Source organism: Rhizobium sp. A22-96 (assembly GCF_053521805.1).
Genome location: NZ_JBNWDQ010000006.1, coordinates 24,873 through 46,513, shown reverse-complemented (window position 1 = coordinate 46,513; position 21,641 = coordinate 24,873). Strand labels below are relative to the sequence as shown.

Here is a 21,641-nt window from a genome sequence, read left to right as displayed (position 1 = left end):
GGAAACGCCCCGATTCCGTCGGAGCGACTAGGTATGCGCGACCAAGAGCTCCTCGGCGTTATTAGGTGGCCTGAGCCCATCTTTTCGGTGTGCAAAATAACGATTGGCGAGCTCGTCGCCTGACACATGCTGAGCGCGCCGGAAACCCGCCTTGTGTGCAAGGGCAAGAATGTCTTCGGGCGTGTAGAACGATCGAAAGGGGGTGTCGCTCGCCGTTGCGGCGCGGACTGCCATTTCGAGGCCTGGCCGAACGGCCGGATCGGCCAGCTCCGTGGGGACGAGAAACGTCATCGCGAAGGTAGAGCCGGGCGGCAATCCGGCTGCCTGCCGGAGGGTCAACTCATTCGCTGCGTGGGTCAGGTACATGCTCACACCTGTGGATACGACAAGCGTCGCCTTCGTCGGGTCGAATCCTGCAGTCATCAGACTATCCCACCACGACCGTCCCTGCTCGAAATCGACAGGCACAAAATGCAGCCAGTCGGGAACGGGAAACCCAAGTTCGGTCAAGCGGTTTTGTTTCCATTGCTGTGTTCCGGGCTGGTCGATCTCGAAGACATTAAGCAAAGCGCCGATTTCGGGGTTGCGCTGAGCAAAGCTATCAAGACCGGCGCCGAGAATGATATATTGGCTCACGCCTTGCTTTGCCTGGTCGATTGCCAGTTCCTCTATGAACCGTGCCCGCGCCACGATCGATGCTCGAAACGGACGCGTAAAACCAGGGTCCATATCTCCGCGCTTGAGCCAGTCCGGTCCCGGGTTCAGCAGCTTCAATCCCAGCTCATCCTCCAGCACATGTGGTGGCGGATCGATTGCCATGTGCAAGGCGCGCCAAAGCGCGGTGCGGGCGGCGGTCTCGTCAGGTCGGACATCTCTGGAAAACGGCATCAAGAACTCCAAGATAGGCGGACGGCACACGGGATTTGCCGCATGCAATTCCGCAGTCATCGGTACGAGGCTTCACCAAAGGTCTGCAAAAGGGCTTGGAGCAGGCCGGCGAGTTGATCCAGCTTGTCTCGATCCAGGCCCTGCAGCAGTCGGACCTCATTGGCGATATGAGGTGCGAACAGTGCTTCGACCGTCGCAAGGCCTTGCTGGGTCAATCGAACCTGCACGATCCGGCGATCTAGTGCGTCGGGAATGCGTTCGACTAAATTCCTTCTTTCCAGCCGATTGATGCGTTTGGTGATGGCGCCAGAGGTGACCATCAAGGATTTGACAAGCTGCGTCGGTGTCAGCCCATAGGGTGCGCCAGACCGGCGCAGCGTGAACAGCACGTCCACTTCGCTCGTATCCAGATTGTACTGGCGGAAGAAGCTCTGAAGTTCGTTCTCGAGCAGATCGGAAAGCCGTTGCACCCGGCCGATCACCCCCACGGGCCAATTATCAACGTCCGACCGTTCTCGGCTCCACGCCAATTGCACGGCATGTATGGTGTCACTCATCAAGGTCTCGCTGGGCTGTTTGCTAGATTTAATATACTGGTATCTTACCAGGAAGATATATTTGTGTAAACCAGCACCTTCTCTCTACCCAGCAATGTCTTGTGCATCGGCGGCATGTTGGCGTCAGACGGGTCGGTTCAGGTGAACATCATCAAGGGCAATTGTCGATCGTGTTCGGCGTACCTGCGCGCTCTGCCAGGTCACCAAAGATTGCTGGCATTCTTGCCTAGCCTATAGGCTCGGCGTCGCTTTGGCCGGGCACAATATCCATTGACCAGACTTCGCGCGTCAAAGTCGATTGCGCTTCCGGAATTGTCATGCCCTCCAACACGGAAACCATCATCTCGGCCAGCCGGACACCGTATTGCTTTAAGTCGATGCGGAAGCTTGTCAGCGGCGGGGTCAGGTAGCGGCAGACCGGATTTTCGCGAAACCCGATGACGGCGAGATCCCTGCCGGGTTGCAGGCCTGCTTCCCCCAGGCGCTGATAGAGGCCCATCGCCATGGTTTCCTGAATCAGCACCACCGCGGTGGGGCGGACGTCCATCGCCAGAAGAGCGGATCCCAATTCGTAGCCGCCGGAAATCCGGTCGTGCAGGCGCAAGACCAAGGCGTCCTCGAAATCGATCCCTGCCTCGTCAAGACCGCGCCGGAAACCTTCGAGGAAAACATAGTTGTTGTTGGTTTCCTGCGCCGTCAGTCCAAGCGCTATCCGCCGATGGCCATGATCAATCAGCCGCCTTACAGCCCTCAGGGCGACACCGGCAAAGTCCAGATCCAGAGCTGCGTAATCCCCCGGCGTCTCGCTGCTTCCGAGCGCGACGAAAGGCACATGCCATTTTTTCATATAGTCGATGCGTGGGTCGAAGCGCTGAACGTTGGAAATGATGAAGCCGTCGGCAAGTTTCCGATCCACCGCGCGATAGAGAAACTGGTTTTCGTCCTGGTCGGAGGCGCAGGGCAGAATGATCAGGTCCAGTCCGGCATCGGCAAGAGCGCTTTGCAGGCCCTCGCTGAGCGCCATGAAAAACGTCTCGCCGGCAGTCGAACGGCCAATGTCGGTGCGCATCGTCAGGGCAATGGCTTTCGTCGATCCGCTGCGCAGGCTTCGCCCGGACTGATTTGGCCGATAGCCCAACTGTTCGGCGGCATCGAGGATCTTTTTCCGGGTCTTGGCGCTCACTTCACTGCGGTCGTTCATCGCCCGTGAGACCGTGCTGATGGCCATGCCAAGATGGGCTGCAAGTTCCCGAATGCCGACGTTGGTTGGTTTCTTCATGAGGCTCAATTCGTCGATAGCAAAGTGTCCCTTACTTGACAGCGACCTTGAGGCATGGCAATGCCGGAAACGTTTCCGGGAATCATTTGAAGGGATCAACCGGAAGCTCGGAGAGGTGAAGGCATCCTTCGGTGTTGGAGCGAATGGATCTCTAGGAGGAGAGAATGGCTGTTTCCGAACAGGTTGTTATCGGCAAGCTGACGCGGCGTTTGCTGCCGATTTTGATTTTTGCTTATTTTATTGCAATTCTTGACCGCGCGAATGTCGGCGTGGCGGCGCTGACGATGAACCAGGATCTTGGTCTGTCGACCGCCGCATTCGGCTTTGCCGCCGGCGTGTTCTTCGTGCCCTACGTCTTGCTGGAAATTCCGTCCAATCTGGCACTGGAGCGCTTTGGTGCCCGCTGGTGGATCGCCAGGATCATGTTGACCTGGGGATTGCTTTCCAGCGCTCATGCCTTGGTCTGGAGCGCGGGCAGCCTTTACGTGTTGCGGGCCTTGCTTGGCGCTGCCGAAGCCGGTTTCTTTCCGGGCGTTGTCTTCTATCTGACGCTTTGGTATCCCTCGGCCTATCGCGGCCGTATCATCAGCCTGTTCATGGCTGGGATTCCAATTGCCTTGGTGATCGGCACGCCGGTATCGACCTTGCTTTTGCAGATGGACGGAATTTTGGGACTGCATGGCTGGCAATGGATGTATCTTCTTGAGGGTGTTCCAGCCGTGTTGTTGGCCGTGTGCATCCCGTTCATTCTTCCGAGCAACCCTTCGGAAGCAAAGTTCCTCGATGCTGCTGAACGGACATGGCTGGTGGAGCGGCTGACCAAGGAGGAACGGGAGCGGTCTGCGCTGAGTGCAAGCGGTCATGGCAAGCAGCTCCTGAAAGCCTTGCTCAGCCCGCAGGTCTTGCTTTTCTGCCTGATGTACTACGGCCTCACAAACCTCAACGGCGCGGTCAGCACCTTTCTGCCGTTGATCCTCAAGGGATTCGGTCTCAGCCAGTTGCAGACCGGCTTCGTCGCGGCCATTCCCTATTTGTTTGGCCTTGCAGGAATGCTGTTGCTCGGCCGCCTTGCCGACCTGCCGGGCAAGCGCCGCATGGCGAACTATTGTGCCTTGACCATTTCCATTATCGGCCTGGTCGGGGCCGGGAGTGCCGGTGATCCGACGGTGAAACTCATTTTTCTCTGCGTTGCCGCTTTCGGTGTCTTCGGCGCCATGCCGGTTTTCTGGGGCCTGCCCACAGCGATCCTCAGCGGTGCGGCGGCGGCCGGTGGCATTGCACTCATCAATGCGCTTGGCAATTTGTCGAGCGTCGTCAACCCCTGGGTCATTGGAACCATCCGCGACTCGACGGGCGATTTCAACGGCGGCCTTTATTGGTTGGCGCTGATGGCCGCCATGTCGATCGTTGTTCTTACCATCATCACCGTCCTGTTTGGGCGGAACAGGTCCAACTCCGCAGTCGAGGTCCGATAATGCTGATAACGGAAATCCGTCTTAGAAAATTGGCCGGCACCTTGCCGACACAGGCCGATCTTTGGGAGGAACGCCTTGTTCGTCCCGTCGATATCTATCCCGAATACCGGACGAGGAATGACTTCGAAGGTGGAGTGCAGACCGCCGACGGATTCAAAATCGTCACCTATTTCGTCGAAGTCCATACGGACGAAGGCGTTACCGGCCTGGCCGGCCCTATTCCTGAAGGGGTGGCATTCATTATTGCCAAGAGCCTGCGGCGATTGCTGGTCGGTCAAGATGCGATCGCCGGCGAACGCCTTTGGGACCAGATGCACCGCTTCATGGTGCAGGGCCGACAGGGCGACGCCATGCTGGCGATTTCAGCCATCGACTGCGCGCTTTGGGACTTGCGCGGAAAATGGCTGAACCAGCCGGTCTATCGTCTGCTCGGCGGACCGACGCAGACGAAGATTCCAGCCTATGCCTCGATGCTCGGCTTTGCGGTTCTCGATCCGGGCCGGGTTCGCGAGCGTGCGATTGAATACAAGGAAATGGGCTATCGGGCTCAGAAATGGTTCTTTCGCCATGGGCCGATGAGCGGCGCCGAAGGCTTGAAGAAAAACGTCGAGCTGGTGCGGACACTCCGCGAAGCGGTCGGCGAGGACTATGATCTGATGTTCGACTGCTGGCAGGCCATGGATGTCGGCTATGTCGTCGATCTTGCCGATCGGATCGAACAATATAGGCCTCGTTGGCTTGAAGAATGCGTCATGCCCGATCGGATCGACAGCTATCGCAAGATTCGGGAGCGCATTCGTATCCCGCTGTCCGGCGCCGAACATGAATATACGCGCTGGGGGTTCAAACGCTTCATCGACTCGGAAGCGCTCGACGTTATTCAGCCGGATATTTATTGGTGCGGTGGATTGACGGAAACACTGAAGATCGCGGCCTACGCGTCGGTCCACGATCTCGTGACCATTCCGCACGGCCATTCAAGTTTTGCCACAGCGCATTTTTCGGCGGTGCAATCGCCGATCCACACGCCCTATCAGGAGTATCTGGTCAAGTGGAATGCCGTGCACCAGCATTTCCTCGTTGATCCCCTCGATGTCATTGACGGCATGATCGAAGTGCCGGATCGACCCGGGCTGGCGATGGAAATCGACACGAGCAAGATCGAAATGGAAGAAGTCGTTTTCGCGTAATTGGGAAGCAATCAGTATCCTTCCGACGCCACTAAGTCTCTCCGCGGCTCGTGCAGCATTCTGTTGCTGCACGAGCCGGGCAATATGCGATGCCGGGAAGCGCGTGCTTCGTCTTTGAATTGATACTATGTGCAGAGTACGCGGCGGCAGTCGTCATCCGCGCGATGGCTGCGACGGGGGGCGAAAACCCAACCAGATTATTCGAGACCGTAGGCAGGCTCCAGAGCCCAGGCATAAGACGGATTTGAGCAGAAAAACATCAAACATGTCAGGCATTGCCGGCGCTCCTTGCAACAGCCCGCCGAAGCCAGACGGAGATCTGGCGCTCGGCTTGAACCTCGCCATGCCGGCGAGCGGCGTCGCGACCTCGACTCCAGGCCTCGATGGCGGCGTCTTCGGCACCAAGAGCAAGTTCGCAGCGGCCGAGTTGCGCCCATGCGGCAGCGTAGTCTGAATTCTGACGGACAGCCTCGCGCAGGTGCGGAAGCGCGCCGTTTGCATCACTGGCATCGAGCAGACTTTTACCCAGAGCAAAGCGCAGGAGCGGGCCGTCATCGCCGCTTTCGAGCCGCGCCAGAAGCGTTTGGATTATCGCGGTCATGGAATCAGGCCACCGCCCTATCGGAATGCCTGGAGAGATGAGAACTCTGGATATTAATGGCGTTTAAAGGGGAAACGAGCGGCGACGACATATCGAGTTCCCGTATTGTCGGGTTCATTCAGATGGTTTATTTAGCAAGTTCTTGCTTGGAAAATATCTTTGGAAAGTAATATGTCAAGCCAAAGCTTGGAAAAACAAAGGGGTGCTGCTGGAGAGCGCGTGCTGCTGGAGATCAAGATGCGCGGCCCTCAGACGTCGGCGCAGCTGGGACAGCGTCTCGGCACTACCGGCGAGAACGCGCGCCAGCTGCTGCTCAAGCTCGGTGATGATGGCCTCGTGACGGCCGAAACCATCTCGGCCGGCGTCGGGCGGCCAAAGCAGCTCTGGCATCTTACCGAAGCCGCCAGATCCCGCTTTCCCGACACCCATGCGGAGCTCACCCTCGGATTGATCAAAGGCATTCGTGCTGCCTTCGGCGAAGCCGGGCTGGAAAAGCTGATTACGGCGCGCGAGCTGGAAACGGAAAAAGCCTATGTCGACGCTTTGGCCACAGCGGGGAGTATCGAAGACCGCCTTGCCGGACTGACCGATATCAGGTCTCGCGAAGGATACATGGCAGAGTGGTCTATAGCGCCTGACGGCGATGGTTGGCTGCTGGTGGAGAACCATTGTCCCATATGCGCCGCAGCGCAGGTGTGCCAGGGGTTTTGCCGAACCGAACTGGCCATCTTCCAAAAAGTCATGGGCGAAGATGTATCGATCCAGCGCGACGAACATATTCTGGCGGGAGCTCGCCGCTGCGCCTACCGCATCCGTCGCATTTTGCAGTGACGCGGATTGCCGCGGCGCCAATGCGCCGCGGCAATCTGAAATCAGCGAGGCATGATGCCCGGCTGATCGGCGGGGAACTTCGCAATGTCGGCTAGGCTGACATTGAGGTGCTGCGCCACAAGCGCCGGTGGCGTGTGGGTGAGCCAGGATGACAGACCCACTTCCTGATATTCAGCCACCTTGAAGACGGCGACGAATTGCAGGTCCGTCTTGCCGGTATTCTCGATGATGTGGCCCTGACTCTTCTTCACATATCCGATGTCGCCCGGCCGGAAGTCGGCGGTCTGGCTGCGCGGGCCGGCATCGAACACGGTCATGCGTCCTTCACCCTTGATCCAGTATTGCCATTCGTCCGCATTCGGATGCCAGTGCATCTCGCGTACGGCTCCGGGCTTGATCGTCTCGATCGCTGCGGCAATGGTCTTGGAGACCTTGAATGTATTGCTGTCGGCAAGCTGGATGGTGCCTGATGCATTCTGTTTCAACGGTGCCGAAGCGGTCAGCTTGTAGGTGAAGGGGTAGGGCGGCAGGCCGGCGGAAGCAACGGCCTCCTGATCGGCCGAAAGCGGGCCCGGTTCCTTGCCCTGGAAGATCCACAGATCCTGCAGCGGAATGTTCTTGAATGCGTCCTGCGGGACGCCGAAATTCTTGGCAAGCAGTTCCGGCGGCGTGTGAGCCAGCCAATCGGTCAGAAGCAGCGTGCCGTATTCGGATTGGTCGCCCTGGTCGAAGACGATCACGAATTCGCAGCCATCCGGTCCGAGCCCCTGCAGCGAATGCGGGAAGCCGGCCGGGAAATACCAGAGATCGCCTTCTTCCACATCCTGCACATAAGCACGCCCCTGGGTGTCGAGGACGGTGATGCGGCAGCGCCCGTTGGTCATGATCGCCCATTCGGCGGCGCGGTGCCAATGCATCTCACGGACACCGCCCGGGCCGAGGCGCATGTTGACGCCGGAGACGGCTTCGGAGATCGCGAAATCCGACTTTGTGACCTGGCGCGCCCAGCCACCGTTCTGGATACGCTTGGCGGCGTTGTTGAAGGATGCCCAGAAGAGCTGCATGTCGCCGATATCTGTTGCCGGCGGGCTCTGGAAAGAGGGGAACTGCTCGGCGAGCGCCGGGTTCTTCGGACCGGGGTCGGAAAGGCCGGCGGGATTGGCATTGATAGCCCCTTCAGCCGGCTGATCGGGATTGCCGAAACTGGCCGCCTGGGCAGCACCAGCCGCCAGCGCGGCACCCCCCATGGCTCCGAGGGCAAGAACCGAGCGTCTCGATAGAGAATCCATTGCTGTTACTCCTTTCATGTGGATGGGTGTGCTGGGCCGCTGAAGCCTGGGCCAAGGTCTCTGAGGACGAGCGGCCGATGGCGGTTAGGACTTCACTCGTCGATGACCCGGACGCCAATGCAAATGCGAGAGGGCGCCCTGCAATCCAGGCGAATGAGGTCGTGTCTCAACGGTGTTTGCGAGGTGGATAGACGTCGAGCCAACGATACCGGCCACAAGAAGAGCTACGACGGCATGCGTCGCTTCAAGTCTGGACATCGTCTCCTCCTGTCGCTGAATCTGATGACTGGAGGCTACAACCGCAGAGGCAATCGCACATCTATACCTAGGTCTAGTAGTATTCGGCAAAAGGTATATGTCTATCCGCGAATGCACTGTATCGACCGTCCCGGCTCCGCCCTCGGGCTAGCCCCGAGGCCGCGGAGTGCGATCGGCAGACGAGTGATTGCAAGGGCTGGATGAGCCGAAGAGGGCAGATGGCCTAGGGTTATCTTTCGGCCGTCAATGACCGAGCGCGGACTCAAGGCAATCGATGAGCCTTGCGATATCGACAGGCTTGCCGAGGAAGGCGAGGGCGCCGCCGTTCATGGCTTTCTTTCGCGTCCGTTCATCCTTGTAGGAGGTAACGAAGATCATCGGCGGCCGGTCCGAATGCCTGTTCAATTCCGTCTGCAGCTCGATCCCGCTAAGGCCGGGCATCTTCACATCGACGAGCATGCAGTCGATTGCCGAGCGCGGTTCGAAGGCGAGAAACTCCTCGGCCGACGCAAACAGGCGGCTGTCGTAACCACAGGATTTCACCAGATCATCCATGGCTTCCCGGATGGCGTGGTCGTCATCGACGATGGCTATGGTCGGTGTCGGAGGCAACGAAGCGACCCTTTCTGGCTGCTTTTCGGCGCTTATAGTGATCTTTATGCTCTGAAGCTCACTTGAAAGATATCATACTAAGAGACAGGTGGGCTTATGCTTTCGCCCAGCACTTCGGCCTTGCGGACCAGCTCGGCGACCGAGCGTGCCTCCATCTTGCGCATGACATTGCCGCGGTGCAGTTTCACCGTGACCTCGCTGATGCCGAGCTCGTAGGCGATCTGCTTGTTCATCAGCCCCATCACAACGGCCTTCATGACCTCGCGCTCGCGCGGGGTGAGGTGATCCGCAAGCGAAACAATGGCTTCGTTCTGCGCATGCTGGCGCCGGCGCTGCGTGTCGCGTTCCATCGCCGCCGCCACGGCATCCAGAATATCCTGGTCCTTGAACGGCTTGGTTAGAAAGTCGACGGCGCCGGCCTTCATCGCCCGCACGGTCATCGGTATGTCCCCAAACCCGGTCATGAACACGATCGGCATCTTGCTGCCAAGGCGCTCCAGCTGTGCCTGAAAATCCAGCCCGTTGAGGCCGGGCAGGCGGACATCGAGAACGATGCAGCCCGGGCGGTCGAAGTTCGTCACGTCCATCAGCGCCGCGGCACTCTCGAATGCCTGCGCCTCGAACTTCATCGAGCGAAAGAGATCCAAGAGGGCCTCGCGCATCGACAGATCGTCGTCGACGATGAAGACCACTGGCTTGGGCGGCTCCTTTTGCATTTTGCGCTGATCAGGCATGCTCCGCCTCCGGCTTTATCGGCAGGTGCATTTCGAAGAGCGCACCGCCTTCGGAATGATTGGTTCCATCGAGCCTTCCGCCGCGGCCCTCCAGCGTGCTGCGGCAAATCGAAAGGCCCATGCCCATGCCGGTCGCCTTGGTGGTGAAGAACGGCGCGAACAACCTGTCCTTCGCATCGGCGCCAATGCCGGGGCCTGTATCGCGCACCGCGATGCAGACATGCTCGATATCAGGCTGATCCATCTTTATCCTGATACTCCGCTCGGAGCACCCGGCCTCATCCATTGCCTGAATGGCATTCGTCATGAGATTGATCAGCACCTGCTGCAATTCGATTTTCACGGTCGATACGGTGGGGATATGCGGGCTGTAGTCGACCAGCACGGCCGTCTTGCTCTGCTGAAGCTCGTGCTCCATCAAGGCGACCGTCTCATCGATCAGACTGCCGAGATCAACACTCTCCAGATCGTTGTTCGGCGAAGAAAGTACACGGCGCGCATTGTGGATCAGCTCGCTTGCCCGCTGGCTGTCGCGGATCATTCTTTCGGCCGACCGCCGCACGGCGGGGAGATCCGGCGGTTCGCGATCGAGCCATCGCAGCAATGTCTGCGCGTTGATGACAATCGCGCCGAGCGGCTGATTGAGTTCGTGGGCAAGTGACGCCGACATCGCGCCGGCCATTGCGGCTCTCGAAGCCTTCGTCAGCTCCGCCTGGGCCTCGGCCCGGGCCTTCAGAGCCAATTCACGCTGGGTGATATCGACCATGCTGACGACGACGCGGCCGAAGGCGGCAGGATCCTCCGGGAGGCTGACGCTGAGCAGCACGAGCTTTTCTTCGCCGTCGTCGGTTTGCACCTCGACCTTGTCTTCGAAAGTTCGGTCGCCATCCATGATCGCCTGCAGCATATCAAGGAACTTTTCCTGGCCGGCAATAAGAGCCCGCTGTGGGATGCCCATGCCGGAGGAATTTGGACCCAGCAATTCGCGGGCGGCTTGGTTTGCCGCTACCGCCTTGATGAGGCTGCCACAGTGGTCGACCAGGGCCGGGTTAACACGCGCATAAGCCTTGATGTCGATAACGCCCTGCGCCCTGACATCCATCAGATAACTTCGCAGCTTTGAATAATCGCGCTCCCAGAGCGCGACGCGCGTGCGATCGAAAATCGAGCGATATCTTGCCTCGCTTTCCGACAGGGCGGAATGGGTTGAAAGCAAGTTGAGCCGTGCGGTTTCCGTTTTGAGGAGTAGCAGGGTCGTCACGGACAATGCGGCCAGCGCGCCGAACAGACGGAGTGTCTCCTGAAGGTTTGCTTCCTGGCCATGCGTCATGGCGTAAGAGAGAAAAGTCAGGGCGGCACATCCTGCCGCGATGACAAGCAGACCGATGCGGGTCATCGATTGAGCGGCAAGGAGCATGCTGACAACGTAGAGAACCGCGATAGCACCCTCGATATCGGTATAGGTATCGATGCAGAAGATAACGGCCGCAAGCGTGACGGCAACCACGCCGAAGGCAAGGTTATGGCCCTGGCCTGGATCGCGGGCACGAAGCAATATCGACGCTATGGACATTCTTCCCTCAGCCTGTTCGACCGCAAGCTTATCCTCTTATGAACACCACTTAACCTGTACATAGGTGTGGTGCGGCTAGGTGGGGGCGACGATGACGTTGAGGGCAGGTTATCGCCTAGCCGGATAGCTTTCAATCCACGGCCTGAGGCTTATACCGTCGAGCCGGCCGGTTTGGGGTGCTCATTTCCGGTTTCCCTTGGCGGCGATCTCAGGCCGGATGGCTGCGGGAGCTGGTGCGAACGAAACATGGCCGCTGCTTTGGAACTGGACCCAGTAGCCCAAGGCCATGAAGACGGCGCCGCCGATCAGATTGCCGAGCGTGACCCAGATCAGGTTGTGAGCAGCGCCGGCAAGGGTGATGTTGGCCGGATGGTCGCCCATCAGGGCCATGGCGAAGGTGAACATGTTTGCGACGGAGTGCTCGTATCCGGCGGCGACGAAAATCGTGATCGGCCAGAAGATCAGCATGATCTTTGCGGCCGCATTGTCGGTTCGCCCCGCCATCCAGATCGCCAGGCAGACCAGCCAGTTGCACAGAATGCCGCGCGCGAGAAGCGCAAGCGAACCCGCCGACATCTTTGCGGAGACGACGGAAAAGAATTCCTGGCTCCCGTCGCCCAGCAGCACGCCGCCGCCCGCCATATGAAACAGTCCGGCAAGGACCACCGCGCCGATCAGATTACCGATCCAGGCGGCACACCAGACGAGCAGCATGTCCGAGAGATGCGCGCGCCGCGTCAGAACAGCAAGCGGCATGTACATGGCCGTTCCGGTAAAGAGTTCGGAACCGGCGAACACGACGATCGTCAGGGCGGATGAGAAGACCGCACCCATGATGAGATGCGCCCAGGCCGCATCCGCGTGCGCGCCGGCGGTAAACATAAGGATATCGCCAAAGCCGATATAGGCACCCGCCATTGCTGCTCCGATTAGGAAAGCGAATAGCTGCGTGCGCACGATGACGGCCTTGTGTTCGCCGGACTCGGCGAAGTTGATGATGGAATCCTGGTACATACGAGATCCTCGCTTAATCACCAGATCGAACCCGGACCGGCGCTGGCTGATGACGAAATGCTAGTCGCATGCGTGACCGCGCTGAATGATACTTTGGTCTAGGTGGTTCTCTTGGCCGCGGTACTGTAGGACGGTAGCGGATGCGCACTTTGCGTTTGTTTACATGATGATCAAATAAGGATATTATTTATCCTTGATCAATGTATGCCAACCGCAGGCCTTTGGTGTGTATTTATGATTTTGAAAAGCCAAGTCGAATGGGCGCTTCATTGCTGCGCCATTCTTGCAGGCCTGCCAGAGGGCCGTTATCTCTCCACCAAGGCGCTGGCAGAATTTCACGGGCTCCCCAAGGAATATCTTTCGAAGGCACTGCAGGGTCTGTCGCAGGCCGGGCTTGTCGATACCGCCCTTGGTCCTTCCGGCGGTTACAGGCTGGCGAAACCGCCTGCAGATCTCACCTTTCTTGATATTGTAGAGGCTGTCGAAGGCCGGCAAAGAACCTTCGTCTGCACCAATATTCGTGCCAATAACCCCTGTCGCCCGAAGGATTATTGCGAAAGCAGCCCCTGCGCGGTCGCGCGCATCATGTGGGCGGCCGACGAAGCCTGGCGCGAGAAATTACGCGGCGTCAAATTGTCCGACCTTGTCGGCATCCTGTCGCAGGAAATCCCGCCGGAGCTCTGGAAAAGCTCCTTTGAATGGGTGCTAGAGCGCGCCGGATGAAATCGTCGTGAAAGCAGCCTGCTCCTTGGGTTCACCCATGGGAACACAGACGAGGCTTTGCGCCGGCATTGCCAATGATACGCCGTCCGTCCGGCAATGCTCGTAGATGAGGTCGATGATCTCGTTTTGGGCCGACATGCGGCTTGCCGCGCTCGCGACGCGGAATAGCAGCTCGACCTCGATGGCAATCGCGTCTATGGTCTTGAGCGCGACGGCCGGCGGCGGGTTCATGACGATCCTTTCACTGTGCTGCAAAACGGCGATCATGAGCTCTTCGACGAGCCGCGGCTTGTGAGCGGCGGAAACTCGCATCGTCAGCGATATCTGGTGCGATTCATCCGGGCGGCTGCGGTTGGTAACACCCTGTTTCGCCAGGACGCCGTTCGGCAGTACGACGACGTTATTTCCGCCCGAGAGCAGGTTGGTGGAGCGCCAGTTGGTTTCAACGACGCGCCCTTCGGTGCCATCGGCAAGCTGGATCCAGTCGCCGATCACATAGGCGCGGCCCAGTGCAAGCGCGATCCCGGAAAAGACATCGGCCAGCGTGTTCTGCAGCGCAAGGCCGATAAGGACGACGACCACGCCCGAGGTGGCAATCAGCGGCCCCACGGGTGCGCCGAAGACGAAACCGATGACCGATAATGTGGCGCCGAGATAGACGATGCCGACGATCAGGTCCTGCAGGAGATGGGCTTCATGCGGACGGCGATTGAGAGTGAGATAGATGTGGACGAAGCCGATCACCGTCCAGGCAAGATGCAGCCACCAGAGCACCCTGGCAGATTTGGCAAGCAGGATGCCTGCACCCTGGAGTTCACCGTCGTCGAGATGATAGGGCGAAATGCCGGCAAGCCAGAGCACGAGTGTCATGCCGGCGAAAAACAGGATCTGCGCGACAAGGCGCGCGGTCGGGTGCCGGCGCCCCTGAATATGCCAAATGAGAATGCCGGCGAGCCCGAGAAGATTGATGAGGACGAGCGGCAGGGAATGATCTTCACCAAACATGATGGGGCTCACCGACGATGATTTCCAAAAGGCTGGGAGGGACGGGTGCCTCAGGCACCCATCTCGCAGCCGGTTATTTCTTGATCGGGAAGGTCAGTTCCTTCTGGCTGCTGTCGACGACGAAGACGGCCAGCAGTTTCGCCGGCTTGGTCTTGCTGGCATTTTCGCTGACGCCATGGCGATCGCCGGGCATTTCGGAGAAATTCTCACCGGCCTTGTAGACTTTCACCGGACCATCATTGACTTGGCTGCGGATCGCCCCTTCGAGGACGGTTGCATAGATGAAGGCGGAGCTTGGATGCGTATGGCCTTCGGAAAAGCCACCCGGGCCGTATTCGACGAGAATGCCCTTGATGCTCTTGCCGGGAACGTTCGGCAGCTCGTGCTGGTAAACCAGCGTGACTTTCGCGTCCTTCTCCCCGGCATCATGGGCAACGGCGGTGGTGGACAGAAGAGCGGCCAGGGTGAGGCCGAGAATTGACTTCAGCATATCGAATTCCTTTCCTGAGAGTGTGAGGCGGCACGGCGCCTGACGATTTATCGGCAGGGGTCATTTACGGGCAGAAGTTGCGAACCATTGCTCGAAGGTGATGCGGCCGAGGCGCGGATTGTTGTCGGAAACAAGCGAGCCGTCTTCCAGCCTGGCGCCGAAATAACGGGCTTCCGGATCGGCCTCGACCTTGCTTGTATCGCCCATCGCCTTGAGATAGCGGGCAACGAGCTCATTCAGCCGCACACGTTCCGGACCCGAGATTTCAACAATGCCGTTGATGGCAGCCGAGTTCGCAACGACGGTCATGTTGTCGGCGACATCGTCGGACGCGATCGGCTGCACAAAGGCCGGCGACAGACGTACCGTATCCCCGATTGTGCCAGACTGAGCGATGCCGCTGAGGAATTCCATGAACTGCGTCGAATGGACGATCGTATAGGGAATGCCGGATTCCCGGATGATCTTCTCCTGGGCGACCTTGGCGCGCATATAGCCGCTTTCGGGCAGGCGATCGACGCCGATGATGGAAAGGGCGATGTGATGCTTCACACCCGCCGCCTTTTCCGCTGCCGCCAGATTGCGGCCAGACGTCTCGAAGAATTCGAGCACCGCCTTGTCCTCGAAGGATGGCGAGTTTGCCAGGTCCATGACGACGGAGGCGCCACTCAATGCCTCGGTTAGGCCCTCACCGGTGATAGTGTTGACGCCGGTGTTGGGGGCTGCGGCGATGACTTCATGGCCTTGCTTGCGAAGGCGTTCGGCCGTCTTTGAGCCGATCAGGCCCGTTCCGCCGATGATGACGATTTTCATGAGCTTCTCCATTCGCGGCACCTTGGGTGCCGCATTGTTCATTTATTTCGGGTGGTTGTGGTTTGCGGCGGCCCCATGGGAGCCGCGTCGTATGAGCCGCGCCGACCGCGAAGGCTTCGCGCCCGGCTCGGCCCCGGCCATCAAGGTCTTAGTAGTCCCAGAAGACCGGCACCCAACGAAAGTGGTCGCCATCGACCGCCACATGGCCGACGGAGGGGAACGGCATGTGGGTGGCCACCAAAAGCTCGCCGGTCTCCGCCAATTCCCGCAGGAGGCGAACGCGGACGCGCGCTGCTTCTTCCGGATCGTGTTCGAAGCCATTGTGCCAGTCGGGATGCTCGAATCCGACCGCGAACACGGCGTCGCCGGCGAACATCAGCCGGTCTTTGCCTGATGCGACGCGGACCACGCTATGCCCGGGTGTGTGGCCGCCGGTCCGGGAGACGATGACACCAGGCGCTACCTCGTGCTTGTCGTCGAACAATCGCAGCTGGTTCTGATACTCTTCCCGGAACCGCTTGGCGGTCGCTCGAAGCGCATCCGGGAAACCGGGTGGCATCGACACATGCGTGAAATCGGGCGCCTCCCAGAACTTGATCTCGGCGGCGGCCACATGGATGCGCAGATCCGGGCGCAGCCGCTGCTTCACGCCGTCGACGAGCAAGCCGCCGACGTGATCCATATGCATGTGGGTCAGCACCACATCGGTCACGGATCCAAGGTCTATGCCGGCGGCTTCCAGTCGCTTGATCAATTGCCCGGCGCGCGGCAGGTTCAACTCCGGGTCCAAACCCAAGCCTGCGTCGATGAGGATGGTCTGCTTGCCGGTGCGCACCACGACCACATTCAGCGCCCAGTCGAAAGCGTCCGGCGGCAGAAACATGTCGTTCAGCCAGCCTGCGTGTTCGGCCGGATCGGCATTGTAGCCCAGCATCTTTGTCGGCAATGGCAGTACGCCGTCGCTTACCACAAGCACGTCGATTTCGCCGACCTTCACCGCGTAGCGCGAGGGAACCAGCTCTTCGGGGGCTGATTTAATGGGATGGGAAGTGTTTTGTACGGTCATGACTGTCTCCTGTTGATTATGGTCTTTGAACCGGTCAGGCCGGTTCTGCCGTTGATGACGATGTTTACTGGGCGTTCCGCAGCCGGTCGTGCCGTTGCGTGTCGGTCAAGGAGCCTTTCGGGCGAAAGGCTCAGTTGAGGCCGGCCCTATCGAGGCCGTATGCCTTGTCGGCGGAGCCGGGCACGGATTTGAAAGCAATGCTGGAGCGGTTCCACGCGTTGATGACCATGATTGCGAAGGTGAGGTCGGAGATTTCCTTCTCGGAAAGCTGACCGCGCACGCGCTCGTAGAGTTCATCGGGAATGCCGCCCTCATGCAGTTTCGTGACGGCTTCCGTCCAGGCGAGAGCAGCCCGTTCCCGGGGCACGAAGAGATTGGATTCCCGCCAGATGGCGATGTGGTAGAGCCGGAGCTCGCTCTCGCCATGGATCTTGGCTTCCTTGACATGCATGTCGAGACAGAAGGCGCAGCCATTGATCTGCGATGCGCGGATCTGCACGAGATCATGGATCTTCTGCTCGATGGCGCTGTCTTTCAGGGCCATGCTGAGTTCAGAGAGTTTCCGAAAGAGTTCCGGGGATTGCTGTGCGTAGTTCAAGCGCTGTGTCATCGTCACCTCCGTTATTAAGGATATTTTCTGTCCTTATGGATAAAATATATCCTTAATAGCTGGACAGTAAACCCCTGCCGGACTAAGCTCCGGACATAAGGCTTATGCTGAAAAGTATGGGACGGTCGGAAATGGATATCGTATGCGCGCTGCAGACCTTCATGAGAGTGGTCGAAACCGGCTCGTTTTCCGCAGCCGCCGCCGACCTCAGGCGGACGCAGCCGGCGGTCTCCCGTCAGGTCTCGGCACTGGAGGCGCACCTCAACACGCGTCTCCTGCATCGCACGACGACTGCGCTTGCGTTGACGGCCGAGGGCGAGCAGATCATCCCGATGGCGCAGAAGATCATAGAGGCCGTTGAGGCACTCACCGAGACGACCTGTCGTGAGGGCACAGCCGCCGCAGGCAAGGTGCGGCTCGCTCTGCCCACGCCGCTAGGGCTTTATGTCAGCGACCGCCTGGGGATTTTGCTTGAACGCCATCGCGGACTATCCGTCGAATTGATCTTTCGCGACGAACCGTCCGATTTGGTGGGGGAGGGCATTGATCTGGAGGTTCGCCTCGGGCTGGTGGCCGACTGTAGTCTCATGTGCCGCAGGATCGGCTGGACCACCGCCTTTCTCGTCGCATCGCCCGCATATCTGCGGGGACGAAGGGCGCCTGAAACGCCTGAGGAAGTCAGCACCCACGACTGCATCTGTTACAGCCGCGCAGGCGATGCCCGGTCCTGGTCTTTCTCCAATGGAGCAGAGGATGTGGCGGTTCGCATCGCGCCACGTCTGGTCGCCAGCAATTCGATAGCGGTCCATCGTGCCGTGCTTGCCGGAAACGGGCTTGCCGTGCTCTCCCACATTCTGGTCGGACCTGACATCGCGGAAGGTAGGCTGGTGAACGTCATGCCCGATTTTCCGCCGAGCCGTTTTGCGATCAGTGTCGTCTATCCGTCGCGCCGAAACCTGCCGATGCGGATCAGGACGGTTCTCGATTTTCTGATCGAGATCGTCGGCGAGGATCCGTTGATGACGCCGATATCGTCTCATTGATTACGCTGAAGGCGCTGCAGGAAACGACATCCTCAGGCAGGCGCCCTTGGTGGCGACATCGACCACGGCGATGGAGCCATCATGGAGCTGCATGATTTCCCGAACCAGATTGAGCCCCAGTCCGGCCCCCCGGCCCTCGGAGCCCAGGCGATTGAAAGGTTCGAAGATTTGCTCGCGTTCGCTCCAGGGAATGCCCTTGCCCTCGTCACATACCTCAACGAAGCCGCTCTTGCCGACGCGAACCGTGATCGTTCCCTGACGTCCTCCATGATCGATGGCGTTTTGAACCAGATTGGTCAGCGCCCGTTCCAGCGACGTCTGGTCGCCCGTTACCAGCACCTCGTCGCATTCCGGTTCGAAGGCCACATCGTAACCGGCATCCAGCGCCAAGGGGCCAAGGTCGAACAGCACCTGCTTGGCCATGGCGGTCAGGTTCACCGGCAGGAAATCGTTTCGCTTCTGATCCAGACGCTGGAGATCCAGCAGCTGTCCGGCAAGTGTTGTCAGCCGCGCCGCATCTTCCAGCAGGTCGCGCTTGTCCTGACCGGCGGGGAGGGCTGCAACGCGTGCGTTCAGGATAGCGATCGGCGTGCGCAGTTCATGGGCCGCCTGGGCCAGAAAATGCTGATGTCGTTCATATCCCGCATCGAGGCGGGACAGTGTGTCATTGACCGCGCTGACGAGCGGACCGATCTCAGCGGGAACATCGTTCACCTCCAGTTGGGCGCCACGTTTGTCGAACTCGATGTGGGCCGCCTGCGCTACGGTCCGGCCAAGACCAGCCAGCGCCCGGCGAACCACCAGCGGAGTGGCAAGCGAGGTCGCCAGTGCCATCAGCACGATAATGGGCAGCATCACCAGGACAAAGCCGCCTGAAATACCCTTTGCAAGTCTTTGCACGGACATCTGCCCTTTCGTACCCGTCAGGATCTGGACCCTGCCGGCAGGGCTTTCCACCCATTTGATCACCGCATCGGGTTTTCCGGCCAATTCCGGCCGGTCGCTCAGCCGGGCATCGCTGAATTGGTCAAGCACGGCGAGCACGGGCAAATAGGCCTTGGGAATGTTGCCCTCTTGCAGGCGATGCCCCTGAGTGTCGCGGACCGTGAACCACAAATCTGGCGCCTTGGCGCGCAGATGAGCGAGCTCCGGCGTCTCTCGCAGCGCCAATCCTCCCGTCGGGTCTCGCTCCGTAGCATCAGCCAGAACATCGAGGCTGCCGCCTTCATACTCGTCGAGAAGATAACCGGTGCTCCAGATCGCCGCTATAACCAACAGCAGGACGACGGCGATCATGCCTGCCTGTAGCGTCACCAGCCTGCTGACGAGCAGCCATTTCAGCGAGCGTGGCCGCATCATGCAGTCTCGCGCAGGAGATAGCCGACGCCGCGAATGCCGCTGATGGTGATACCGGCCTTCGCGTCGGCAAGTTTGCGACGAACGCGAGAGATATGCGTATCGAGAGCGTTTGACTCGATTTCGTCGTTCATGCCGAAAACGGCCTCCATCAGCGTCTCGCGTAGCACCATGCGCCCCATGCGCCGCATCAGTGCTTCAAGCACCAGCAGTTCGCGGCGCGGCATGCGCAGATGGACACCTTCGACATGGGCCTCGCGATGGGCGAAATCGAACGACATGCGGCCAAGGTTGACGATGTCGGGTTGCAAATGAACCGGTCGACGCAAGATTGCCCGCAAGCGTGCCAGAAGCTCTTCGAACGCAAAGGGTTTGCCGAGGTAATCGTCCGCGCCGCTGTTAAGGCCAGCGATCCGGTCGATCAGGTCGCCCTTCGCCGTGAGGACCAAAACGGGCACTACATCGCCTTCGGCGCGCAGCAGCTTGACCAGCGAAAGGCCATCCCCGTCAGGCAGCCGGCGGTCCAGCACCACGACATCGTAAATATCGTTGTGGAGCGCGGCTTCCGCCTCCGATAGGCTTGCCACGTCGTCCACGACCATGCCGTGTCGTACAAATCCGTTGCGCAGGACCAGGGCCATGGGCCGCTCGTCCTCGACCAAAAGCACGCGCATTCGATAAACTCCATCCCCCGCCCATATCGATAGGGCGCGCGGAACTTAGTATCGCTACATTGCGATAACCTTGCAAAGACCGTTGCGGACCTGGGCTGCTCGTCCTCGAGCCACGTAAGCCGCTATCTTCCGAGGTACTCCGGCATGACAGGTTTTCTCAATCTGGGTGTGTGAGACCTCGCTTCCTCATCTTGGAAGGAAGCACCAATGCCCAGTAACCTCAACGGCTTCGCCGCTGATCGATATTTCGCAATTGAGAGTGGCTGTCATGCTGCTCACTGACGCCGCCTCGTTCTTTCTTGCCTGGCTTCGCAATCCCCGTGCCATCTCAGCCGTAGCCCCTTCGGGTTCTCGCGTATCAGCCTTGATGACGCAAGGCATTGGACCCGCCACAGGTGCGGTCATGGAACTAGGCCCGGGTACGGGAGCCTTCACCTATTCACTTCTCGAACGCGGCGTTCGCGAAGATGACCTCACGCTGGTCGAGCTGAGTGCTGATTTCGCGAGGCTCCTGCAAAAACGCTTTCCCAGGGCGCGCGTGCTCTGTCTGGACGCGACGCGGATTGGCGAGATGGAACTGTTGGAAGGCGCTCCCTTCGGTGCGGTGGTCAGCGGGCTGGGCTTTCGTGCCATGCGGGTACGGGAGATCCGCGCCATTCTCGGCGGCGCTTTCAAGAATCTCAGACCGGGCGGAGCATTTCATCAGATCACCTATGGCCCTCGCTGTCCGGTGCCGGACCAGGTGCTGGATCATTTAAACCTTAGAGACGTGCGGATCGGCCGAACTGTCTGGAACCTGCCGCCAGCCTCCGTCTACCGGATCTCCAGGGCCGGCGATTGCAAAGTCCTGAACGGTTCCGGATCGGTGGGATCGAAGCTCGCATGACGGCGCAGGAACTTGTGGCGCAAGCGCCTGGTACGATCACAGTATTCATCAACTTCGGGCTTGGGGGAATTTTCTGTCTCGCCGTCGTGGAAAAGTTTGTCCCGCTTTTCCCATCCTACATCCTTTTGATGCTCCTCGGCTTGATGGCGCCCGATCCCCTCACGCTTGCCTTCTCCATTGCGGCAATGACAGCCGGTTCGGTCACAGGTGGGCTTGGCTGGTATACAGTCGGCTGGATGTTCGGACCGCAGAGGGTTCGTCGTACAGTCGCCAACTATGGTGGATACATACTGCTGCGGCTCTCGTTCTATGACGGGTTGACGGACAGCTATCGCCGCAACCATTTCTGGGTGACGTTGTCTGGCCAGATCATCCCTGCAGTCAGGATCTATATGGCCTTGCCGGCCGGTGCCCTGCGGCTCGATCCCAAAACTTTCCTGGCGGCGACATCGCTTGGCTGTTTGATCTGGAACGGGTCCTTTCTGTGCCTCGGCTATGGCCTGCGCTACAGCGGAAGAGACGTTGTCCAGAGCGGCTTCTGGGTCCTCATAACGATTATTGCTGCCGAAGGAGCACTGCTAATCGCCGTACGGCTGCGCAAGAGAGTGACGAAAGGTTAAGCAGCGCGGCTTCTCCAAGTCATGAAGCCGAAAATAGATTTCGATTTTTGAGCT

At 59.4% G+C, this 21,641-nt stretch carries 23 protein-coding genes; 7 read left to right on the top strand and 16 right to left on the bottom strand.

From position 1 onward, the window contains the following. Positions 1-27: 27 nt before the first annotated feature. The 3 genes from ACQZ6F_RS24955 to ACQZ6F_RS24945 all read right to left on the bottom strand — a co-directional run bounded on the left by ACQZ6F_RS24955 (position 28) and on the right by ACQZ6F_RS24945 (position 2,724). Positions 28-948 carry a class I SAM-dependent methyltransferase gene (locus tag ACQZ6F_RS24955; protein ID WP_449094448.1) on the bottom strand — a complete coding sequence of 307 codons (921 nt, stop codon included), beginning with the start codon at positions 946-948 and terminating at the stop codon, positions 28-30. Then, the gene (locus tag ACQZ6F_RS24950) at positions 945-1,445 is read right to left on the bottom strand and encodes a MarR family winged helix-turn-helix transcriptional regulator (protein ID WP_449094447.1); all 501 of its coding nucleotides are present in this window, start codon (positions 1,443-1,445) and stop codon (positions 945-947) included. Before ACQZ6F_RS24950 ends, ACQZ6F_RS24955 begins: the two co-directional genes overlap by 4 nt. Before the next feature lie 226 nt (positions 1,446-1,671). Then, complete coding sequence (locus tag ACQZ6F_RS24945) at positions 1,672-2,724, bottom strand: LacI family DNA-binding transcriptional regulator (RefSeq protein ID WP_449094446.1); 1,053 nt, start codon at positions 2,722-2,724, stop codon at positions 1,672-1,674. A gap of 164 nt (positions 2,725-2,888) precedes the next feature. Here ACQZ6F_RS24945 and ACQZ6F_RS24940 point away from each other — a divergent pair, with 164 nt between their 5' ends. After that, the gene (locus ACQZ6F_RS24940; protein ID WP_449094445.1) at positions 2,889-4,199 is read left to right on the top strand and encodes an MFS transporter; all 1,311 of its coding nucleotides are present in this window, start codon (positions 2,889-2,891) and stop codon (positions 4,197-4,199) included. After that, on the top strand, positions 4,199-5,389 hold the full coding sequence (locus tag ACQZ6F_RS24935; RefSeq protein ID WP_449094444.1) for an enolase C-terminal domain-like protein: 1,191 nt from the start codon (positions 4,199-4,201) through the stop codon (positions 5,387-5,389). Before ACQZ6F_RS24940 ends, ACQZ6F_RS24935 begins: the two co-directional genes overlap by 1 nt. A 268-nt stretch (positions 5,390-5,657) precedes the next feature. Here ACQZ6F_RS24935 and ACQZ6F_RS24930 read toward each other — a convergent pair whose 3' ends face one another. Next, a complete protein-coding gene (locus ACQZ6F_RS24930; RefSeq protein ID WP_449094443.1) occupies positions 5,658-5,990 on the bottom strand; it encodes a tetratricopeptide repeat protein in 333 nt (110 codons plus the stop codon). Positions 5,991-6,212: 222 nt separating this feature from the next. Here ACQZ6F_RS24930 and ACQZ6F_RS24925 point away from each other — a divergent pair, with 222 nt between their 5' ends. After that, positions 6,213-6,821, top strand: a complete 609-nt coding sequence (locus tag ACQZ6F_RS24925; RefSeq protein ID WP_449094793.1) for a helix-turn-helix transcriptional regulator — start codon at positions 6,213-6,215, stop codon at positions 6,819-6,821. Positions 6,822-6,862: 41 nt separating this feature from the next. Here ACQZ6F_RS24925 and ACQZ6F_RS24920 read toward each other — a convergent pair whose 3' ends face one another. From ACQZ6F_RS24920 to ACQZ6F_RS24900, 5 genes are all read right to left on the bottom strand, one after another. Further along, on the bottom strand, positions 6,863-8,110 hold the full coding sequence (locus ACQZ6F_RS24920; RefSeq protein WP_174074624.1) for an oxalate decarboxylase family bicupin: 1,248 nt from the start codon (positions 8,108-8,110) through the stop codon (positions 6,863-6,865). A 501-nt stretch (positions 8,111-8,611) separates the two neighbouring features. Continuing rightward, positions 8,612-8,980 (bottom strand): response regulator transcription factor, encoded by a 369-nt coding sequence (locus tag ACQZ6F_RS24915; RefSeq protein ID WP_077467281.1) that lies wholly within the window; start codon positions 8,978-8,980, stop codon positions 8,612-8,614. A 77-nt stretch (positions 8,981-9,057) separates the two neighbouring features. Then, positions 9,058-9,714: a response regulator transcription factor gene (locus ACQZ6F_RS24910; protein ID WP_077467280.1), complete on the bottom strand. Its 657-nt coding sequence runs from the start codon at positions 9,712-9,714 to the stop codon at positions 9,058-9,060. Beyond that, on the bottom strand, positions 9,707-11,287 hold the full coding sequence (locus tag ACQZ6F_RS24905) for an ATP-binding protein (RefSeq protein WP_449094442.1): 1,581 nt from the start codon (positions 11,285-11,287) through the stop codon (positions 9,707-9,709). The genes ACQZ6F_RS24910 and ACQZ6F_RS24905 overlap by 8 nt, the downstream gene beginning before the upstream one ends. A 180-nt stretch (positions 11,288-11,467) precedes the next feature. After that, positions 11,468-12,301 (bottom strand): formate/nitrite transporter family protein, encoded by an 834-nt coding sequence (locus ACQZ6F_RS24900; protein WP_174074620.1) that lies wholly within the window; start codon positions 12,299-12,301, stop codon positions 11,468-11,470. A 234-nt stretch (positions 12,302-12,535) separates the two neighbouring features. Here ACQZ6F_RS24900 and ACQZ6F_RS24895 point away from each other — a divergent pair, with 234 nt between their 5' ends. Then, complete coding sequence (locus ACQZ6F_RS24895) at positions 12,536-13,024, top strand: RrF2 family transcriptional regulator (RefSeq protein ID WP_068391423.1); 489 nt, start codon at positions 12,536-12,538, stop codon at positions 13,022-13,024. Here the strand turns inward: ACQZ6F_RS24895 and ACQZ6F_RS24890 are convergent. The 5 genes from ACQZ6F_RS24890 to ACQZ6F_RS24870 form a co-directional block, all read right to left on the bottom strand. Further along, positions 13,007-14,029 carry a mechanosensitive ion channel family protein gene (locus tag ACQZ6F_RS24890; protein WP_449094441.1) on the bottom strand — a complete coding sequence of 341 codons (1,023 nt, stop codon included), beginning with the start codon at positions 14,027-14,029 and terminating at the stop codon, positions 13,007-13,009. The genes ACQZ6F_RS24895 and ACQZ6F_RS24890 overlap by 18 nt on opposite strands. A 73-nt stretch (positions 14,030-14,102) precedes the next feature. Next, a complete protein-coding gene (locus ACQZ6F_RS24885; RefSeq protein ID WP_174074617.1) occupies positions 14,103-14,519 on the bottom strand; it encodes a cupin domain-containing protein in 417 nt (138 codons plus the stop codon). Between the two features lie 60 nt (positions 14,520-14,579). Further along, positions 14,580-15,332: an SDR family oxidoreductase gene (locus ACQZ6F_RS24880; protein WP_449094440.1), complete on the bottom strand. Its 753-nt coding sequence runs from the start codon at positions 15,330-15,332 to the stop codon at positions 14,580-14,582. A 148-nt stretch (positions 15,333-15,480) separates the two neighbouring features. Further along, positions 15,481-16,398 carry an MBL fold metallo-hydrolase gene (locus ACQZ6F_RS24875; protein WP_449094439.1) on the bottom strand — a complete coding sequence of 306 codons (918 nt, stop codon included), beginning with the start codon at positions 16,396-16,398 and terminating at the stop codon, positions 15,481-15,483. Positions 16,399-16,528: 130 nt separating this feature from the next. After that, positions 16,529-17,008 (bottom strand): carboxymuconolactone decarboxylase family protein, encoded by a 480-nt coding sequence (locus ACQZ6F_RS24870; RefSeq protein WP_034484416.1) that lies wholly within the window; start codon positions 17,006-17,008, stop codon positions 16,529-16,531. 131 nt (positions 17,009-17,139) lie between these two features. Between ACQZ6F_RS24870 and ACQZ6F_RS24865 the strand changes: the two genes are divergently transcribed. Then, complete coding sequence (locus ACQZ6F_RS24865; RefSeq protein ID WP_449094438.1) at positions 17,140-18,051, top strand: LysR family transcriptional regulator; 912 nt, start codon at positions 17,140-17,142, stop codon at positions 18,049-18,051. Here the strand turns inward: ACQZ6F_RS24865 and ACQZ6F_RS24860 are convergent, their stop codons facing one another. Together ACQZ6F_RS24860 and ACQZ6F_RS24855 are read right to left on the bottom strand one after the other, a co-directional pair. Continuing rightward, a complete protein-coding gene (locus ACQZ6F_RS24860; protein ID WP_449094792.1) occupies positions 18,052-19,407 on the bottom strand; it encodes a sensor histidine kinase in 1,356 nt (451 codons plus the stop codon). After that, on the bottom strand, positions 19,407-20,081 hold the full coding sequence (locus ACQZ6F_RS24855; protein ID WP_449094437.1) for a response regulator transcription factor: 675 nt from the start codon (positions 20,079-20,081) through the stop codon (positions 19,407-19,409). The genes ACQZ6F_RS24860 and ACQZ6F_RS24855 overlap by 1 nt, the downstream gene beginning before the upstream one ends. 268 nt (positions 20,082-20,349) lie before the next feature. Between ACQZ6F_RS24855 and ACQZ6F_RS24850 the strand changes: the two genes are divergently transcribed. After that, on the top strand, positions 20,350-20,967 hold the full coding sequence (locus ACQZ6F_RS24850; protein WP_449094436.1) for a class I SAM-dependent methyltransferase: 618 nt from the start codon (positions 20,350-20,352) through the stop codon (positions 20,965-20,967). Beyond that, complete coding sequence (locus tag ACQZ6F_RS24845; RefSeq protein ID WP_449094435.1) at positions 20,964-21,587, top strand: DedA family protein; 624 nt, start codon at positions 20,964-20,966, stop codon at positions 21,585-21,587. The genes ACQZ6F_RS24850 and ACQZ6F_RS24845 overlap by 4 nt, the downstream gene beginning before the upstream one ends. The last annotated feature ends 54 nt before the right edge of the window (positions 21,588-21,641 follow it).

Excerpts from the sequence above, each read along its gene's own strand:
- ACQZ6F_RS24890 (WP_449094441.1), bottom strand. The coding sequence starts at position 14,029 with ATGTTTGGTGAAGATCATTCCCTGCCGCTCGTCCTCATCAATCTTCTC.
- ACQZ6F_RS24845 (WP_449094435.1), top strand. The coding sequence starts at position 20,964 with ATGACGGCGCAGGAACTTGTGGCGCAAGCGCCTGGTACGATCACAGTA.
- ACQZ6F_RS24875 (WP_449094439.1), bottom strand. The coding sequence starts at position 16,398 with ATGACCGTACAAAACACTTCCCATCCCATTAAATCAGCCCCCGAAGAG.
- ACQZ6F_RS24860 (WP_449094792.1), bottom strand. The coding sequence starts at position 19,407 with ATGCGGCCACGCTCGCTGAAATGGCTGCTCGTCAGCAGGCTGGTGACG.
- ACQZ6F_RS24930 (WP_449094443.1), bottom strand. The coding sequence starts at position 5,990 with ATGACCGCGATAATCCAAACGCTTCTGGCGCGGCTCGAAAGCGGCGAT.
- ACQZ6F_RS24900 (WP_174074620.1), bottom strand. The coding sequence starts at position 12,301 with ATGTACCAGGATTCCATCATCAACTTCGCCGAGTCCGGCGAACACAAG.
- ACQZ6F_RS24865 (WP_449094438.1), top strand. The coding sequence starts at position 17,140 with ATGGATATCGTATGCGCGCTGCAGACCTTCATGAGAGTGGTCGAAACC.
- ACQZ6F_RS24855 (WP_449094437.1), bottom strand. The coding sequence starts at position 20,081 with ATGCGCGTGCTTTTGGTCGAGGACGAGCGGCCCATGGCCCTGGTCCTG.
- ACQZ6F_RS24880 (WP_449094440.1), bottom strand. The coding sequence starts at position 15,332 with ATGAAAATCGTCATCATCGGCGGAACGGGCCTGATCGGCTCAAAGACG.
- ACQZ6F_RS24945 (WP_449094446.1), bottom strand. The coding sequence starts at position 2,724 with ATGAAGAAACCAACCAACGTCGGCATTCGGGAACTTGCAGCCCATCTT.
- ACQZ6F_RS24905 (WP_449094442.1), bottom strand. The coding sequence starts at position 11,287 with ATGTCCATAGCGTCGATATTGCTTCGTGCCCGCGATCCAGGCCAGGGC.
- ACQZ6F_RS24935 (WP_449094444.1), top strand. The coding sequence starts at position 4,199 with ATGCTGATAACGGAAATCCGTCTTAGAAAATTGGCCGGCACCTTGCCG.
- ACQZ6F_RS24940 (WP_449094445.1), top strand. The coding sequence starts at position 2,889 with ATGGCTGTTTCCGAACAGGTTGTTATCGGCAAGCTGACGCGGCGTTTG.
- ACQZ6F_RS24870 (WP_034484416.1), bottom strand. The coding sequence starts at position 17,008 with ATGACACAGCGCTTGAACTACGCACAGCAATCCCCGGAACTCTTTCGG.
- ACQZ6F_RS24920 (WP_174074624.1), bottom strand. The coding sequence starts at position 8,110 with ATGGATTCTCTATCGAGACGCTCGGTTCTTGCCCTCGGAGCCATGGGG.
- ACQZ6F_RS24910 (WP_077467280.1), bottom strand. The coding sequence starts at position 9,714 with ATGCCTGATCAGCGCAAAATGCAAAAGGAGCCGCCCAAGCCAGTGGTC.
- ACQZ6F_RS24955 (WP_449094448.1), bottom strand. The coding sequence starts at position 948 with ATGACTGCGGAATTGCATGCGGCAAATCCCGTGTGCCGTCCGCCTATC.
- ACQZ6F_RS24895 (WP_068391423.1), top strand. The coding sequence starts at position 12,536 with ATGATTTTGAAAAGCCAAGTCGAATGGGCGCTTCATTGCTGCGCCATT.
- ACQZ6F_RS24885 (WP_174074617.1), bottom strand. The coding sequence starts at position 14,519 with ATGCTGAAGTCAATTCTCGGCCTCACCCTGGCCGCTCTTCTGTCCACC.
- ACQZ6F_RS24850 (WP_449094436.1), top strand. The coding sequence starts at position 20,350 with ATGCTGCTCACTGACGCCGCCTCGTTCTTTCTTGCCTGGCTTCGCAAT.
- ACQZ6F_RS24950 (WP_449094447.1), bottom strand. The coding sequence starts at position 1,445 with ATGAGTGACACCATACATGCCGTGCAATTGGCGTGGAGCCGAGAACGG.